Genomic DNA, 15,830 nt, shown 5'->3' on the forward strand with positions numbered 1-15,830 from the left:
GTTACCCACGAATTCAAGCCTGCGTTCGGCCAGCGTGGTTTAACGGGGCGCCTAAGATCAAAAGCAGATCAAGAGCGGCTCGCTTCGCATCGTGGTTAGCATCGATCGCTGCACGCAGACCCATGTAGGCCTTAGATCGGGCCGTTAGAAGAACCGGAAGAATTCGCCTCCCGCCCGCTGTCATCGACCGCGTTAGGTTGCCCCAGCTTGCTGTATTGCTCGCGCAATTTCTGCAACTCTCGCGACCCAAGCTTATCCAGGCTCAACGCCGCATTGTGGGCTTCTTTGGTGGCACGAATCAGCTCGTCCAGTTTCAGATGAAGAATATCGTTGTCGCGGTTCTGGGTGTTCTGGATCAGGAACACCATCAGGAACGTGATGATGGTGGTGGAGGTGTTGATGATTAACTGCCAGGTGTCGTTGTAATGAAAGTAAGGCCCGGTGAGCGCCCAGACAGCAATCAAGCTGACGGCTGTCAGAAAGGTTTTTGAGCTGCCCGCCTGGTTGGAGAGTTTTTGGCAGAATTTCGCGAACTTCATGGTGCTGTCTCCTGGGGGATGTTCCTCTGTAGACACCAGCAGATTTTCGAAATTCTTTTTTACAAATCGATTTTTTTTTGACAAAAATCAATCAGCAATACCCCTCTGCACAGGAGCATTCAGCATGTCGGTCGCTGCTTCTATCGTTGAATACCTCAAGCACCATCAGTTGGTCATCACGACGGCCGAGTCGTGTACCGCGGGCAAGATCATCACCTTGCTTTCGCAGGTCGACGGCAGCGGTTCATGGATAGAAAGCGGGTACGTGGTGTATTCGCCAGAGGCGAAACAGCGCCTGTTAAAGGTGCGCCCCTACACCATCGAAACGTTCAACCTCACCAGCTGTGAAGTCGCCCAGGAAATGGCTCACGGCGCGCTGCGCGACAGCCCCGCCGATGTGGCGGTCGCCACCACTGGCCTGCTGGGGCCGGATGGGATGGACGGCATTCCTCCAGGCACTGTCTGTTTTGCCTGGGCCTATCGACACGGCGGGGCATTGAGTGTGTTCAGTCGCAAGGAACGCTTTATGGGTTCTCGTGAGCAGGTACAGTTGGCTGCGTCTCTTCACGCGTTGAAATGGCTGCCGCATTTTCACCAGCGGGCAATGGCGGGTGAACGCGCCTAGGGCTGCCAAGTGCGCGCCTTTACGGCTGCGGTTCGATGTCCAGCAGCAAATCGCCATTGGTCAAGGATTCAGCCTCCTGCACCACGCCGCGATAGGCCTGACCATTCCATTCAAAGCTAATCCAGTGGGCCTTCGGCAATAGCTTTGGCCATGGCGGCGCAAGCCGCAACTGCACGCCCGGCGCAGTGCGCACAAGGTGCCCCATGCACTCGCTGGCGAGCGTGTTCACACCGAACAGCGTGTCTTTCAGGTATTTTATTTTGACCGGTTGCAGCGTTGCGTCAGTAGCGTCTGGCATATCTGTTACCCCACCGATGACCGCCAGAACGACTGCCTGGCGATGACCATTTCTTCACGTATTTCCCGCACAAGCCTGTTGATCCCTGAGACACCGTGGTAGTGGGCGCGGTTGATGTTGGCGATGGTGAATTGGTCCAAACCGTGCGCCGTTACGGTGACTGACAGGCTGCCGTCCGGGTTGAGCTCGCACTTGACCGCGCACTTGGGAAGGCGAGTGGAAAGCGCCGTTTCGATTTCGGCTTTGGTTAGCGTGTCCATGAGTTCACCGCGTAAAGGACTCAAGGCGATAAGGCTAGCTCATAATGACTGCGCGTAAATACTGGCAAGGTAATGGCTTTGCAAGGAAGGTCGTAACCACTTAGCGTCGAAAGCCGGTACTTAAAACCTTAAGCGGGGCGGATGGCGGGGATTAGTTGCAGCGTGTTCAAATTATCGGGTTTGAAGGGGCAGCCAAGCTGCCCCTCCCACCGTTACTCAAGAACCCGACTTCCGACCGCCGCCGTGGCTGTGCTGGCCACCCTTGCGACCTGCTTCGGAGGCCTTTTCACGGTCGTTGGCGAAGTTGCCGCCTGACGCTTGCCCACCTTTTTTACCAGCTTCGGAGGCTTTTTCGCGATCATTGGCAAAGTTGCCCGGGTTTTTATTACCTGTAGTCATGATAGTTCTCCAATCGCTAAGTTAGCGTTTCGTTAGTTGGCCGTTTCGCAACGGACACTTATTCCGATATTGGTTTTTTGAGAAATGTTTTACCGATTTTCCTAAGCGGCGACGAACGGTAATTTGCTTGAAAAAGTTATACGTAAACTTGGTTGATGCGCCGCTTCGTATAACTATTATGACCGGTCAGCACTTTTATATTAATAAGATCGAAACTGCTGGCTTAGTTAACGGTCCCGCCATTCGTCTTTTTCGTCGCACTCCAAAAAAAGGCGTCGTTCCAACAAGGTTCCTATCCTGTGAACGGGAGCTTTTCAGCCATGAAACACAACCCCTCCAACCCACAGTACCGGCCGCTTGAGCAACCAGACGCACCCAATGAAGACGGTTGCGTGATCGGCACTGCCGGGCGCGACGAAGACCCCAACGCGACCACCGATTGGGACCATCCCGACAGCGCCGCGACGCCCGCTGACGCCAGCATCAAACCCGCCAGCGGTACACCCGGAATCGACGTCGTGCCCGAGTCGGAAAACGACGGTGCCGATTGAGAAAACCGCGCTACAAGCGCCGTTTCGCTTGGCTTGCAGCGCATTACCGCTGGTCGTGAAGCGCCGGTTTATTTTGAAATTTTCCACGCGCAGGCCACTTCCCATGCAAGGTAGGCGCGCATTCCAGCAGGGCGCCTTTTTCCGTAAGCCTGAGGAGATTTGTTCATGTTTCTACATAACAAGCGACTTCAATACACCGTCCGTGTCGCCGAGCCCAACCCGGGCCTGGCTAACCTTTTGCTCGAACAGTTTGGCGGCGCTCAAGGTGAGTTGGCCGCTGCGTCCCGTTACTTCACCCAAGCCTTGGCGGAAGACGACCCAGGGCGCAAAGATTTGCTGATGGACATTGCCACCGAAGAACTCAGCCATCTCGAGATCGTCGGCTCCATCATCGTCATGCTCAACAAGGGCGCCAAGGGGCGAATGGCCGAGGGCGTGGAAGAGGAGGGCGAGCTGTATCGAGCCCTCAATGGCGCCGGCAATGACTCGCATATCACCAGCCTGTTGTACGGTGCCGGTTCGCCGTTGACCAACTCTGCCGGCGTGCCATGGACCGCGGCCTACATCGACACCATTGGTGAACCCACCGCAGACATGCGCTCGAATATCGCCGCCGAAGCCCGGGCCAAAATCGTGTATGAGCGACTGATGAACGTCACCGATGACCCGGGCGTAAAAGATGCGCTGGGGTTTTTGATGACGCGGGAAATCGCTCACCAAATATCCTTCGAAAAAGCCCTGCATGCGATCCAGCCGAATTTTCCCCAAGGCAAGTTGCCGGGCAAACCGGAGTTCACGCAGGTGTACTTCAACATGTCCCAAGGCGCGGAAAACCTGCGCGGGCCCTGGAACCAGGGTGACGGTTGGGAGTTCGTGGAAAACCCACAACCGGCAGTCGATGGCGGGGACGGCACCGCCAGCGTGCAGTTGGACGCCGACGAGGAAGCGGTGCTGAGCGCGATGAAGATCCGCACGCTCTCGGACCCCACCAGCGACCCCACCACCGGCGCTGACCTGGGCAGGGGGGTGCAGCCAAAACCTGAGCCATGATCCAAGGCTGTACTGTCGCGCGGCGCCCAACCGTAAGGCGCCGCGCCCTTTAGGTGGTAGATGGCACTGCGCAGCGTTTTCACGGTCCATGGAACACATACCACGTATCTGGAGGTGAACCTTGGCGACAAAGAAGAAGCCTGTGGTCGAGGGTATGGAATTGGCGATGCTGTCTGCCAGCCGCAAAGACCTGTTCTTTGCGGCCATGCAAGCCAGCCACAGCGCAATGATCGTGACCGACCCCGCCGAGCCTGATAACCCGATCATCTTTGCCAACCAGGCGTTCCTGACCTTGACAGGCTTTGAACTGGACGAAGTGATCGGACGTAATTGCCGGTTCCTGCAGGGGCCGCAAACCGACAAAAACGCGCTGCAGCAGGTGCAGCGCGCCGTTGAGCAGCACCATGAGGCCTGTGTCGAGGTGCTCAACTACCGCAAGGACGGCTCGACCTTCTGGAACGAGCTGTTCATTTCGCCGTTGTTCAACGAACGTGGACAACTGGTGTATTTTTTCGCGTCGCAGTTGGACGTGAGCCGGCGTCACGACGCCGAGCGGCGCGTGCGTCGCGCACAAGATCTGGAAGCGCTGGGGCAACTGACCGGCGGCATCGCCCATGACTTCAATAACCTGTTGCAAGTGATGATGGGTTATCTGGATTTGATCCAGCAGAGCGCCAAACGCCCTGTCAGCGATCCGCAGCGCATCGTCAACAGTGCCAGCCGTGCGCGGGCGGCGGCGGAAAAAGCGCAAACCCTGACTCAGCAGTTGCTCGCGTTTTCGCGCAAGCAACGGCTCGACAGTCGGGTGATCAATCTGAACAGTTTGCTCGGCCGCCCCGACTTCATGGCGCGTGCGCTGCAGGGCGTCGAGTTGCAGGTGGAGCTTGCCGACGATTTGTGGAACTGCCGCATCGACCCGGTCCAGGCGGAGCTGGCGGTGCAGCATCTGTTGTCGAATGCCCAGGATGCTTTGCTTGGGCGTGCTGATCCGACTGTCACCGTCAAGACCTGCAACGTCCAGGTGCCGGGCGATGTCGATGCCGAGCGGGATGGGTTGACCGATGGCAGTTACGTGAGCATTTCGGTCTCGGATAACGGCAACGGCATCGCCGTGGGTATTCAGGACAAAGTCATGCAGCCGTTCTTCACCACCAAGGAAGAAGGCCAGGGCTCGGGCCTGGGGTTGTCGATGGTGTACGGCTTCGTCAAGCAATCGGGCGGCACGGCGCGGATTCATTCATACCCGGGCATCGGTACGACGATACGCTTGTATTTTCCGGCCGATGATAGCCAGCTGTGGGTTGAGCAGGTACCTGAGGCGACCTCACCCCAAGGTAATGAGCGAATCCTGATTGTGGAGGACCGGCCCGAGGTGGCCGAGTTGGCGCAAGTGATCCTGTCTGACTACGGTTACCACACGGCCATCGCCCACCATGCCGCCGAGGCCTTGGGCATGCTCAAGCAGGCGACGTATGACCTGGTGTTCAGTGACCTGATCATGCCCGGCGTGATGAATGGCGCAGCGTTGGCGCGGGAGGTGTCGCGCTTGTACCCGCACATCAGGATCCTGCTGACCACCGGCTATGCGAAAGACGCGTTGGCCCGCGCGGACATCGAGGTACATGAGTTCGAGTTGATTCCCAAGCCGTATCAACCTGCTGACTTGCCCCGAAAAATCCGTGCGGTACTCGATGCCAGACAGCCGACAGCGATCTGACCCTCTGTAGGAGCGAGCTTGCTCGCGAAAAACTCACAGGCGCCGCGTGTATTCAGGCAACCCGCGTTATCGTTGACGTTTTTCGCGAGCAAGCTCGCTCCTACAGGGAGGGCGGCGCCCACGGAGCTACCTTAGCACCCCCAGCGCCAGGTTAAGCGCCAGCACCAGCACAATCGAAAACCCGAATATCCTACGTGCCCAGCCGGACGGGTCAGCGAGGCGTGTACCGCTGGCCGCGAGGGTTAGCCAATAACTCCCCAGCCCTAGCATCACCACAAAATACAGCGCCGTCATCTGCGCCACCGCGCCCAGCACCAGGGCGCTAGCGAGAAAAGCCAGCATGTACGTCTGTATCTGCCAGTGGGCTTGGGCCAGGCTCAACAGCGGCAGGCCTGCCGCGCGGAAATCCTCGCGGCGCATCACAGTGATCGCGTGTGAGTGCGGCATCTGCCAGCAGCAGAACACCACGATCAGCAGCAACGCGGTAAGGTCAAACCGCCCGGTGACCGCGCAATAGCCGATCACCGGCGGCATCGCCCCGGAAAGGCTGCCGATCAAGGTGGCCCAGTGGGAGCGCCGCTTGAGCCAGTAGGTGTAGACCCCCGCATAAATCACCAGCCCGACCATCGCCAGCCCACACGCCAACGCATTGCTGCCGGCCCACAACAAGCCAAAACCGCAGGCGCCCAGGACGACCGCATAGCCTGCGGCAGTGTACACCCTGATGGTGCGCAGTGCTAATGGCCGATGACAGGTGCGCACCATGCGCCGGTCGATGTCGCGGTCAATGCAGTTGTTGATAACACAGCCGCACCCGATCACCAGGGCCGTGCCGAGCAGGGTGGCAAGCCCGTGCGTCACCGAGGCCACATGCGCGCTGGCGGCGAGCAGGTAACCGCCCAGCACCGAGGCCAGGTTGCCGACAATAATGCCCGGCTTGGTGAGCTCGATGGCGGTATTGAACAGCCCCCGCCAGTGTTTCAGTGCGCCAGCATGTTGTGATGAATACTGTCCATGATCCATAGCGAAAGCCCCACCAACAGAAGAATGATGACCGCCGAGAAAATCAGCGCAATCAGGTTCCAGCGTTGTTCTTCGGCCGTGTCCAGGTGCAGGAAGAACTTGAGGTGGACCACGATTTGTATCGCGCCCAGCGCCACCACCAGCCAGGCGGTGAAGGTGCGCGGCAGTGACGGGAACATCACCAGGCCGAACGGGATCAGGGTGAGCAGTACCGACACCAGGAACCCGACCAGATAGGAGCGACTGCTGCCATGGCTGGTACCGGCACTGCTGTGAAGCGAGCTTTGCTTGTACATGTCACACCACCCCCAACAGATAGACCACGGTAAAGACGCAGATCCACACCACGTCCAAAAAGTGCCAGAACAGGCTCAGGCAACTGAGCCGGGTGGCGTTGGTGCTGGTCAGGCCGCGTTGCTTGACCTGAACCATGAGCACCGCCATCCAGATCAACCCGGTTAACACGTGCGCGCCGTGGGTGCCGACGAGGGTGAAGAAAGCCGTCAAAAATCCACTGCGGTCCGGCCCGTAGCCTTCTGCGATCAAGTGGTGGAATTCGTTGATCTCCATGGCGATGAAGCCTGCGCCCAGCACGAACGTGAGCCCCAGCCAGCGCAACACATCGCGTTGCTTGCCGTGGTTCATGGCGAGCATCGCGTAGCCGTAGGTGATACTGCTCAACAGCAGCAGCATGGTTTCGGCCAGCACATAGGGCAGTTCAAAAATATCCATGCTCGACGGCCCGCCTGCCACGCTGTCGCGCAATACGGCGTAGCCGGCGAACAAGGTCGCGAACAGGATGCAGTCGGTCATCAGGTAGATCCAGAACCCGAACAGGCTCAGGGAACCGGCGTCTTCATGCCCTTGTTCGTGGGTATGGGCGATGTCTTTTTCCATAACGATATTGGACATGGGTCAAGCCTCTGCCAGGTCTTTGAGACGTGCCGTTTCGATGCGCGCGACTTCCTGCGCGGGCACGAAGTAATCGATATCTTCGTCGTAACTGCGCACCACGAACGCCACCACCGAGGCCACCAGGCCGAACGCCGCCAACCACCAGATGTGCCACACCAACGCAAAGCTGCAGACCAGCGCAAACAAGCTGATGACCAGGCCCGATGCGGTATTGCGCGGCATGTGGATGCTGCGATAGTCGGTGTGGCTGAGGGTGCTGACGCCGCGCTCCTTCATGCCCCAGTACGCGTCCAGGTCATTGACCTTGGGTTGCTCGGCGAAGTTGTACAGCGGCGGCGGGGACGCGGTGGCCCATTCCAGGGTGCGCCCGTCCCACGGGTCGCCGGTGCGGTCGCGGTATTGATGACGGTTGCGGATGCTGACCAACAGTTGCAGCGCCTGCGTCGCCACACCGCAGAGGATGATTGCCACCCCCACCAGCTCCAGCAGCAGCCAGGGCCGCCACTCCGGGTTGTCGAAATGATTGAGACGGCGCGTCATGCCCATGAAGCCCAGCACGTAAGAAGGCATGAACGCGAAGTAAAAGCCCACCAGCCAGCACCAGAAGGCGATGCGGCCCAGCTTGTCGTTCAAGCGGAAACCGAACGCCTTGGGGAACCAATACGTCAGGCCGGCCATATAGCCGAACACCGCACCGCCGATGATCACGTTGTGAAAGTGCGCGATCAGGAACAGGCTGTTGTGCAGCAGGAAGTCGGCCCCCGGCACCGCCAGCAGCACCCCGGTCATACCGCCGATGCTGAAGGTCACGATAAAGCCCAGGGTCCACAGCATGGGCGTTTCGAAACGCACGCGGCCGCGGTACATAGTGAACAGCCAGGTGAAGATTTTCACCCCGGTCGGCACCGCGATGATCATCGTCATGATGCCGAAGAACGCGTTGACGTTGCCCCCCGCACCCATGGTGAAAAAGTGATGCAGCCACACGATGAACGACAACACGGTGATCGCGATCGTCGCCCAAACCAGCGACACGTAGCCGAACAACCGCTTGCTGCTGAACGTGGCGGCGATCTCCGAAAACACCCCGAACGCCGGCAGGATCAGGATGTACACCTCCGGATGCCCCCAGGCCCAGATGAGGTTCACGTACATCATCGGGTTGCCGCCGGCCTCGTTGGTGAAGAAATGCATGCCCAGGTAACGGTCCAGGGTCAGCATCAGCAGGGTGGCGGTGAGGATCGGGAATGCCGCCAGGATCAGCACCGAGGTGCACAGCGCGTTCCAGGTGAACACCGGCATCTTGAACAGCGTCATGCCTTCGGTGCGCATCTTCAGGATGGTGACGAAGAAATTCACCCCCGTGAGCAGCGTGCCGATGCCGGATATCTGCAATGACCAGATGTAGTAATCCACGCCGACCCCGGGGCTATACCCCAGCTCGGATAACGGCGGATACGCGACCCAACCGGTGCGCGCGAACTCACCGACCCCCAGCGAAATGTTCACCAGCGCCGCACCCACCACGAACAGCCAGAAACTCAGGGCGTTGAGAAACGGATAAGCCACATCGCGTGCGCCGATCTGCAATGGCACGACGATGTTCATCAAGCCGACCACGAAGGGCATGGCCATGAAGAAAATCATGATCACGCCATGGGCGGTGAAGATCTGGTCGTAATGTTCCGGCGGCAGGTAACCCGGCCCGCCACTGGCGGCCATGGCTTGCTGGGTGCGCATCATGATCGCATCGGAAAACCCGCGCAGCAGCATCACCAGCGCGACGATGATGTACATGCAACCGATCTTCTTGTGGTCGACCGAGGTGAACCACTCGCGCCACAAATAGCCCCACTTGCGTTTCCAGGTGATCGAGCCCACCAGCGCCACACCGATCAGGCCGACGATGGCCAGGGTGTACATCACAATGGGTTCAGTGGTTGGGATCGCGTCCCACGACAGTTTTCCGAACATGGTTACCGCTCCTCAGCCAGCAGACTTGGGTGTTGATCGGTGCGTTGTGCCGCGTCGCTCAATGGCGAACGCCTGGGTTTATTGGCCTTGTTCATGCCTTCGTATTTATCGACGATGTCCAGGAACAAGCGCTCCTGTACTGCCGAGTAATAGGTCACCGGGTGCTTGAGGGTGGGCTTGGCCAATTGCGCGTAAGCGCTGTGGTCCAGAGGTGTGGCGGCGCCCTTGACCTTCGTCACCCAGTTTTGGAAGTCGGCAGCGCTCAGCGACAGCGTGGTGAAATGCATGTCGGAAAAACCGGGGCCGTTGTAGTTGGCGGCTATTCCTCTGAACTCACCGGTCTCGTTGGCGATCAGGTGCAGCTTGGTCTGCATGCCGGCCATGGCGTAGATCTGCCCGCCAAGTGCCGGAATAAAGAACGAGGTCATGGCCGCGTCGGAGGTGACGGTGAAACTCACCGGCGTGTGCACCGGCAGGGCCAGCTCGTTGACGCTGGCGATGCCCAGGTCAGGGTAGATAAACAGCCATTTCCAGTCGGTGGCCACCACCTGCACATTGATCGGCGGGGTGTCTGAGTCAAGCGGGCGATAGGGGTCCAGTGCGTGGGTGGTCTCCCAGGTCACCCATCCCAGCACGATGATGATCAGCAGGGGGACGCCCCATACCACCGCTTCGATTTTGTGCGAGCTGGCCCAGCGGGGGGAGTAACGGGCTTTTTTATTGGTGGCGCGGTAGCGGTAGGCGAAGACAAACATCATCACAATCACCGGAACGACCACCAGCAGCATCAGGCCCGTAGCGAGAATAATCAGGTCGCGCTCATCGGTTGCTACTTGCCCCTTGGGGTTGAAGACCACCAGGTTGCAACTGGTGAGTAAGAAGAGGCTGGTGATAGTGACCAGGCAATAACCCATCGCTCGTTTCATGCCTTGCTCCTGTATTGGAAACTTGCGTTTTGCTGTGCCGAATCAGTGCTCAAGCGTTAACTAAGCGAAGCGCTTGTTAACCTCAGGAGCCGTCAGGTGTTAAACACTCGGCAATAAGGTGCCGTCAGTAGAAAAAGTGCTTCTACTGCTCGGTTTTATTGGCTTTTGCTGCCGCTCTGCAGGGCGCCTTTCGCCGCGCTCCCGAACATTTTGAATAGAGCCCGGTGGGTTGGTTTAACAATTTGTTTCCTCGCCTGACGAACGGTTTAACAGGCGAAACGGTAAAAGGTTTTTATCGGTGCATGATGGAGGTGGCCTTGCAGAAAGTCTGAATTCTGGTTAGGGATTTCAGTCGTTAGTTGATGGCCAACCCCACTAACGGTTTTGGAGAAGCGCTATGTTTATACGTGGCAACACCTATAAAGCCTGGGTCTCAAAAGCACTGAAAGAAAAATGCTTCACCCGGGAAGTCGAAAACGGCTGCCATATCGAAGTCAGGGCCCGAGAGCGGGACGATGCTGATATTGAAGTGCTGCTCTGTGTTTATACCGCGACGGGACAATGTGTGGTTGAACGCATCAAGCAGTTGCCGGGTGCCGAATGGACGGTGAATGACGCGCTCAAACGCGGTATTGATCAGGCGGAACGGATTGCCGGAGGTGAGTCCGGCCGACTGCCCTGTGCTGACGCTCACGTGCACGACGACGATTGAGTGGCTCCGCGATCTTGAATGTGGGAGCTGGCTTGCTCGCGAAGGCAGCCTGACAGGCGATGAGGATTTTGGTCCGACAGGCAAGCTTGGACCTCGGTGCATCAGTTAGACAAGCGTCGGCTGCCCGGCCGTCACGGGAGCAAGCTCCCTCGCCACACGGTGTAGCGTCGCGGCAAAATAAAAAAGCCCGCACAGAGTGCGGGCAAGACAGGAGTTTTTACCAAGAGCCTGGAGTGAACAGACTCAGTATTAAGAAACAAAAGAAGCATGAGCAGTTTTATTTTTTTAATGCGAGGCCGACGAACGGTAGTGCAACAGCAAGTGCGTGATCGTCGTCATTAAAACATTAAAATTTCTGAACCTTCGTTCTGAGCAAATAACAAAAAAATCAGAAGGAGAGGTTATGAAAAATTCTTTATATGTCATCGAATACGAATACCACCACGAGCCTAAGTCTTTCATTATAAGAGCGGAGGTGATGAATAACGCAGAGGCGTGGCATTGGGCCTGTTGCGATGCAGGCATTGGCATTATTCCCAGGTCGCGTAATGAAAAGATCAAACGCATCAGTAAACCGCTGGCCGAGCGCTACGGTCTTGAGAATGTAAGATGGCGCCCGTCTGGGAGTATCCCGTTTATTGCAAAGCCCTATGTGCCGCCGCCACCCGAATGAATGTATTTTTAATGGACGGTGTCCATGCGGGTGGCGGTAGGGCGAGGCGCGTGTTTACTGTTTTTTGCGTCGCTCCTGCAACATGCACAACTTTTGCACGCTGCGTTGAAGTGCCTCTTTCATCAGGTCGGCTGCATAGTGTTGCTTGCACGCTGGGCAGAGCATGTCAGAGGCCGACGACACTAGAAAGTCGGGGTCATCCAGCGTCGATTCGTAGGGTTGTTTACATTGCAGGCAACTTCGGTTCGCTTGTAGATGGGTCACATCGATTCCTCCCTGAATGAACGGCCACTCTCGATTAAGAAGTGGGCGTTTTCAACTGCTAAAGAGGAAGAATTCAAACGAGCGATTAGTTGATGTTTTAATGCCAGTATCGAGAGGCGGCGGGGAGGGGATGGCGCTTGGACGGCTGTCGATGTTTTAGAACCCTGGCAGGTTTATCGACAGGCGCGTCCTCACTCTCTGCTCTGTGGGTTCAGCAGTTGGGTTTTCTGCTGCGGGTTTTTTGCCCGGCGGCGGTCGCCTGGCGCTTTGATCGGTCCGGGTTGGGCGGGGTGACGCTACTTGCTATCGAGCCTGCCAGGCCGTCATTCGGCGGGGTTGTCAGCTCCTCCCTGGCTTGTAACCAGTGCACGAAATCCTGACCGTCAGGCTTCCCTTGCTGTTCCCAAATGCGGTACGCGGTGAGTCGGATCGTTTCTTCGTCCATTGTGAGGCTCCCCTATTGAATAAAAGGTGCTATGAGTGAATGAAGCTGCTCACGAATTCCGCCTTGATCACGGGAAGTTCGATCCCATGGATCAAGCCGGCGGTCAGCGCTTGTTGCGGGTCAAGAATGCGTGGCGCGGCGATCAGGTACTTTTCGGTCTCCAGTTTTTCGACGGCATCGGCGGTGCGCTCGGCCACGATGCGTGCGTACAACTGCAAGTCGTAATCGAGGCTCATCGCGTATTCGGACATGCGCGAATGGTCAACCGCGCCTTGCACATGCCAGTGGAAGGGGTGGAACAGGAATTTGCTGTGCTTGCAGGCGGTCCTGCGCTCACCGGCCAGAAAGATGATATTGCCCATGGATTCCACAGTGCCCAGATTATGGGTATGCACCGGAATCGGCAGGGACAATAGAAAGTTGTACATCGTAAAGCCGTAGCTGCATTCACCGCCCATGGTGGCGATATTCAGTACCAGGCCCTGGGCATCTTGTTGTACGGCCAACGAGGCTTTTTCGATCAGTTGGCTGCACGTGGAGGCGGTGACCGGTGCGGTGAAGTTGATAATGTGTAAAGGCATGGTGTCCCTCATCAATGAAAGCAGGGGAGCATGGCTCCCCTGCATCAAGCACATCAGCTTTTGCGTCCGCCGCCGTGGCTGTGTTCGCCACCTTTACGCCCGGCTTCGGAAGCTTTTTCGCGGTCGTTAGCAAAATTGCCGCCACTGTTCTGGCCGCCTTTGCTGCCGGCCTCGGCGGCGCGTTCGGGGTCATTCTTGAAATTGCCCCCGCTGTTCTGGCCGCCTTTGCTGCCGGCTTCAGCGGCGCGTTCGGGATCATTCTTGAAGTTCCCGCCACTGTTTTGGCCACCTTTACTGCCGATCTCCTGGTAGAACTCTTTGTCATGGGACGCAGAAGTGGCTTCGCCGCCTTTTTTACCGGCTTCGCTGACGCTCATTTGGCCTTGCTTGTCTTGAGTAGTCATGTTCAGTTACCTCGTCGTTATGTCGGTAATGTAACGTTCACTTCGATTGTGCTGGAAACGTGCACTCAGGGCGTGCGTTCAGGTGCACGGTTATAAGTGCCGCTCACATAGCGGTGGCGTTTTAGATGCGCTTATCGTCGCTTCGGCTTGTTCAGCAAGTTGCCGATGTTCATAGCACGCGGACGTATTAGAACGCAGGCCAGTCCTTGCTTTAGTTTGCACTTCTATAATCGGTTGGCGAGATAACTCGCCGCGCTGATTATCAGTTGATGCGCGCATGATTAATGCCCTTTTTTAACAAGTGGAACAGCGGTACTGGCCGCCTCGTCAGGACTTGCGTCCACCACCATGGCTGTTCTGGCCACCTTTACGCCCGGCTTCTGAAGCTTTTTCGCGATCATTGGCGAAGTTGCCACCAGAGGCCTGTCCACCTTTCTTACCCGCCTGTGATGCTTTTTCGCGATCGTTGGCAAAGTTTCCAGGGTTTTTATTGCTCGTCGTCATAACAATACTCCTAGTTTGAAATGTCGTTTCGCTAGTTACCCATTTATGCAACGGACATCTTCTCTGATAAGGGCGGGTGCGTAGATGTTTTGAAATTTTTTAAAAAGGGCGATGAACGGTAGGGTGGCAGATGAAACTTGTACAAGTAGGCTCAGGAAGTGCCGCTTCGTATAAGTTTTGCTGGCGTCGATCGATATTGAATTAGTGGCGTTCTTAACGGTTCGTTTGGCATTTAATACGTTGCCTTATAGTGGGTCATTAAAGGCGCTTGCTCCTTCGGCAGGCGCTCAGCCGCACACTCTGTTGCTGCAGCCTCCACAGACTGCTTGTATGCTGGCACTCTGGAACCGGTTGCCCCTGTGAGTACCGACGTTCGAATGATGGCTGGAATGGAAACCGGACTTCCTTAAGGTGCTGACGTGAAGCGTGATACCCGCCTTGTGATGCTGTTGCTGTTGGTGATCGGCTGTTCCCTGACTTCGCTGACGATTTGGAAAGTCCTGTCTTCCCGCGACCGTGCGCTGGCGGAAGTGGACGTACATGGCTTGAACCTGACCCAGGCCCTTAACACCTATACCGAAGGCATCGTGCGGCAAAGCTCGTTGCTGTTGCTGGGGCTGGTTGAGCGCCTGGAAACCGAAGGCAGTGGCCCGGTGCAAATCCAGCGCATCAGTACGCTGATCAACCGCCAGCAGCCGCTGATGCCACAGCTCAGCGGTATCACTATTTATGATCATCAGGGCCGGTGGTTGCTGTCTTCCAATCGCGCGATCCCGGAGGGCGCCAATAGCAGTGATCGGGCCTATTTCATCCACCATCGCGACGATCCGAGCGCTGAACCTTTTATTGGCCCGCCGATTCAGAGCCGTGCCAACCATGAATGGGTGGTGACCATCAGCCGTCGTTTCAACGACGCGGCGGGCAACTTCGCTGGCGTGGTCGCTGTGACCCTCGGGGTGGAAAACTTTCTGCGGGTATTCGGCAAACTCGATGTAGGCCAGGAGGGCGCCATCGGCCTGTCCTACGCCGACGGCACGTTGCTGGTGCGCTACCCCTTCCGCGAGCAGGACATGGGCCGCAACTTTTCCTCCTCGCCTATTTATTCCAAGTACCTGGTCGACCAACCGGTGGGCACCGCGGCCTATACCTCCAGCCTGGACGGGGTAGAACGGCTCTATGCCTTTCGCAAAAGCGAAACCCTGCCGCTGATCACCACCGTCGCGTTGGGTAAACACGAAGCCCTCGCGGCGTGGCGCATCGAGGCGGCGCTGTCAGCGGTCGTGGTGGTGGGGCTGTTGGGGCTGACGGGACTGATCGGCTGGTTTCTGATCCTGGATATTCGCAGGCGTACGGCGGCGGAAGAGGCGTTGCGCGTCGCCCAGCAACAGTTGCTCGACTCCAATCGGCAATTGGCGCTATTAGCGAAAAAGGACGCGCTGACCGGCCTCGCCAACCGCCGCTGTTTTGACGAAACGCTGGCCCTGGAAGCGCGCCGGGCGCAGCGCGAGGGTACGTCACTGGCATTGCTGATGATCGATATCGACCATTTCAAACGCTTCAACGATGCCTTTGGTCACGTCGCGGGAGATGCTTGCTTGCAGGCGGTCAGCACGCTGTTGGAAACGTGCGTGCGGCGACCGTCGGACCTGGTGGCGCGCTATGGCGGAGAAGAAATGGCGATCATCCTGCCCGCGACTGACAGCGCAGGCGCTGCGGTGGTCGCGCAACGCATTCTTTCGCGCCTACAGCAGGAGAACATCACACACCCAGGCAGCCCCTTCGGGCGCGTGAGCGTGAGTATCGGCGTTGCGACGGGCATGGGCTCACGGCTGGAGCCGGTGTTGGGTTTGGTCGAGGCGGCCGATGCAGCGCTTTACTGTGCGAAGGCGGCGGGGCGCAATGGGTTCAACGTGCATCCTGCGCACGTGACGTCGAGCGGCTGAAACGGCTTTTACCTGGGTATGCGCGGC

Annotated in this window: 20 protein-coding genes; 7 read left to right on the forward strand and 13 right to left on the reverse strand. The window is 57.7% G+C overall.

The window, feature by feature from the left end; all coding sequences use genetic code 11:
* Positions 1–131: 131 nt before the first annotated feature.
* A complete protein-coding gene (locus DK871_RS22165) occupies positions 132–539 on the reverse strand; it encodes a low affinity iron permease family protein (RefSeq protein ID WP_161906638.1) in 408 nt (135 codons plus the stop codon).
* Positions 540–663: 124 nt separating this feature from the next.
* Here DK871_RS22165 and DK871_RS22170 point away from each other — a divergent pair, with 124 nt between their 5' ends.
* A complete protein-coding gene (locus tag DK871_RS22170; protein ID WP_161906639.1) occupies positions 664–1,164 on the forward strand; it encodes a CinA family protein in 501 nt (166 codons plus the stop codon).
* 19 nt (positions 1,165–1,183) lie between these two features.
* On the opposite strand, the gene DK871_RS22175 is transcribed toward DK871_RS22170, so the two are convergent.
* The 3 genes from DK871_RS22175 to DK871_RS22185 form a co-directional block, all read right to left on the reverse strand.
* Positions 1,184–1,462 carry a hypothetical protein gene (locus tag DK871_RS22175; RefSeq protein WP_161906640.1) on the reverse strand — a complete coding sequence of 93 codons (279 nt, stop codon included), beginning with the start codon at positions 1,460–1,462 and terminating at the stop codon, positions 1,184–1,186.
* A 5-nt stretch (positions 1,463–1,467) separates the two neighbouring features.
* The gene (locus DK871_RS22180; RefSeq protein WP_161906641.1) at positions 1,468–1,722 is read right to left on the reverse strand and encodes a hypothetical protein; all 255 of its coding nucleotides are present in this window, start codon (positions 1,720–1,722) and stop codon (positions 1,468–1,470) included.
* Positions 1,723–1,938: 216 nt separating this feature from the next.
* Positions 1,939–2,121: a general stress protein gene (locus tag DK871_RS22185; RefSeq protein WP_003190457.1), complete on the reverse strand. Its 183-nt coding sequence runs from the start codon at positions 2,119–2,121 to the stop codon at positions 1,939–1,941.
* Between the two features lie 320 nt (positions 2,122–2,441).
* On the opposite strand from DK871_RS22185, the gene DK871_RS22190 reads away from it, so the two are divergent.
* From DK871_RS22190 to DK871_RS22200, 3 genes are all read left to right on the forward strand, one after another.
* A complete protein-coding gene (locus DK871_RS22190) occupies positions 2,442–2,672 on the forward strand; it encodes a hypothetical protein (RefSeq protein WP_161906642.1) in 231 nt (76 codons plus the stop codon).
* A 165-nt stretch (positions 2,673–2,837) separates the two neighbouring features.
* The gene (locus DK871_RS22195; protein WP_161906643.1) at positions 2,838–3,722 is read left to right on the forward strand and encodes a manganese catalase family protein; all 885 of its coding nucleotides are present in this window, start codon (positions 2,838–2,840) and stop codon (positions 3,720–3,722) included.
* A gap of 121 nt (positions 3,723–3,843) precedes the next feature.
* Positions 3,844–5,439: a histidine kinase famiy protein gene (locus DK871_RS22200; RefSeq protein ID WP_178116077.1), complete on the forward strand. Its 1,596-nt coding sequence runs from the start codon at positions 3,844–3,846 to the stop codon at positions 5,437–5,439.
* Positions 5,440–5,565: 126 nt separating this feature from the next.
* Here the strand turns inward: DK871_RS22200 and cyoE are convergent, their stop codons facing one another.
* Genes cyoE through cyoA form a run of 5 tightly spaced genes read right to left on the reverse strand, consistent with a single transcriptional unit; the run spans position 5,566 to position 10,277 of the window.
* Complete coding sequence (gene cyoE, locus DK871_RS22205; RefSeq protein ID WP_161906644.1) at positions 5,566–6,462, reverse strand: heme o synthase; 897 nt, start codon at positions 6,460–6,462, stop codon at positions 5,566–5,568.
* Complete coding sequence (cyoD, locus tag DK871_RS22210; protein WP_019821483.1) at positions 6,420–6,758, reverse strand: cytochrome o ubiquinol oxidase subunit IV; 339 nt, start codon at positions 6,756–6,758, stop codon at positions 6,420–6,422. Before cyoD ends, cyoE begins: the two co-directional genes overlap by 43 nt.
* Before the next feature lies 1 nt (position 6,759).
* The gene (locus DK871_RS22215; protein WP_003190467.1) at positions 6,760–7,374 is read right to left on the reverse strand and encodes a cytochrome o ubiquinol oxidase subunit III; all 615 of its coding nucleotides are present in this window, start codon (positions 7,372–7,374) and stop codon (positions 6,760–6,762) included.
* Positions 7,375–7,377: 3 nt separating this feature from the next.
* Positions 7,378–9,351, reverse strand: a complete 1,974-nt coding sequence (gene cyoB, locus DK871_RS22220; protein ID WP_161906645.1) for a cytochrome o ubiquinol oxidase subunit I — start codon at positions 9,349–9,351, stop codon at positions 7,378–7,380.
* Between the two features lie 2 nt (positions 9,352–9,353).
* Entirely contained in the window at positions 9,354–10,277 is a 924-nt protein-coding gene (gene cyoA, locus DK871_RS22225; RefSeq protein ID WP_161906646.1) for a ubiquinol oxidase subunit II, read from the reverse strand.
* A gap of 397 nt (positions 10,278–10,674) precedes the next feature.
* On the opposite strand from cyoA, the gene DK871_RS22230 reads away from it, so the two are divergent.
* Positions 10,675–10,989, forward strand: coding sequence for a hypothetical protein (locus DK871_RS22230; protein WP_019821486.1), 315 nt, complete (start codon positions 10,675–10,677; stop codon positions 10,987–10,989).
* Positions 10,990–11,392: 403 nt separating this feature from the next.
* Positions 11,393–11,662 carry a DUF6555 family protein gene (locus DK871_RS22235; protein ID WP_003190473.1) on the forward strand — a complete coding sequence of 90 codons (270 nt, stop codon included), beginning with the start codon at positions 11,393–11,395 and terminating at the stop codon, positions 11,660–11,662.
* Positions 11,663–12,137: 475 nt separating this feature from the next.
* On the opposite strand, the gene DK871_RS22240 is transcribed toward DK871_RS22235, so the two are convergent.
* From DK871_RS22240 to DK871_RS22255, 4 genes are all read right to left on the reverse strand, one after another.
* Positions 12,138–12,371, reverse strand: coding sequence for a DUF2934 domain-containing protein (locus tag DK871_RS22240; RefSeq protein ID WP_014718034.1), 234 nt, complete (start codon positions 12,369–12,371; stop codon positions 12,138–12,140).
* Between the two features lie 29 nt (positions 12,372–12,400).
* Positions 12,401–12,952 carry an ATP-dependent Clp protease proteolytic subunit gene (locus tag DK871_RS22245; protein WP_019821492.1) on the reverse strand — a complete coding sequence of 184 codons (552 nt, stop codon included), beginning with the start codon at positions 12,950–12,952 and terminating at the stop codon, positions 12,401–12,403.
* Positions 12,953–13,005: 53 nt separating this feature from the next.
* Entirely contained in the window at positions 13,006–13,356 is a 351-nt protein-coding gene (locus DK871_RS22250) for a general stress protein (protein ID WP_014718036.1), read from the reverse strand.
* Positions 13,357–13,683: 327 nt separating this feature from the next.
* Entirely contained in the window at positions 13,684–13,860 is a 177-nt protein-coding gene (locus tag DK871_RS22255; protein ID WP_003190478.1) for a general stress protein, read from the reverse strand.
* 419 nt (positions 13,861–14,279) lie between these two features.
* Between DK871_RS22255 and DK871_RS22260 the strand changes: the two genes are divergently transcribed.
* Positions 14,280–15,803: a sensor domain-containing diguanylate cyclase gene (locus DK871_RS22260; RefSeq protein ID WP_161906647.1), complete on the forward strand. Its 1,524-nt coding sequence runs from the start codon at positions 14,280–14,282 to the stop codon at positions 15,801–15,803.
* The last annotated feature ends 27 nt before the right edge of the window (positions 15,804–15,830 follow it).

Source organism: Pseudomonas sp. L13, from assembly GCF_009935965.1.
GTDB classification, from domain to species: domain Bacteria; phylum Pseudomonadota; class Gammaproteobacteria; order Pseudomonadales; family Pseudomonadaceae; genus Aquipseudomonas; species Aquipseudomonas lactis.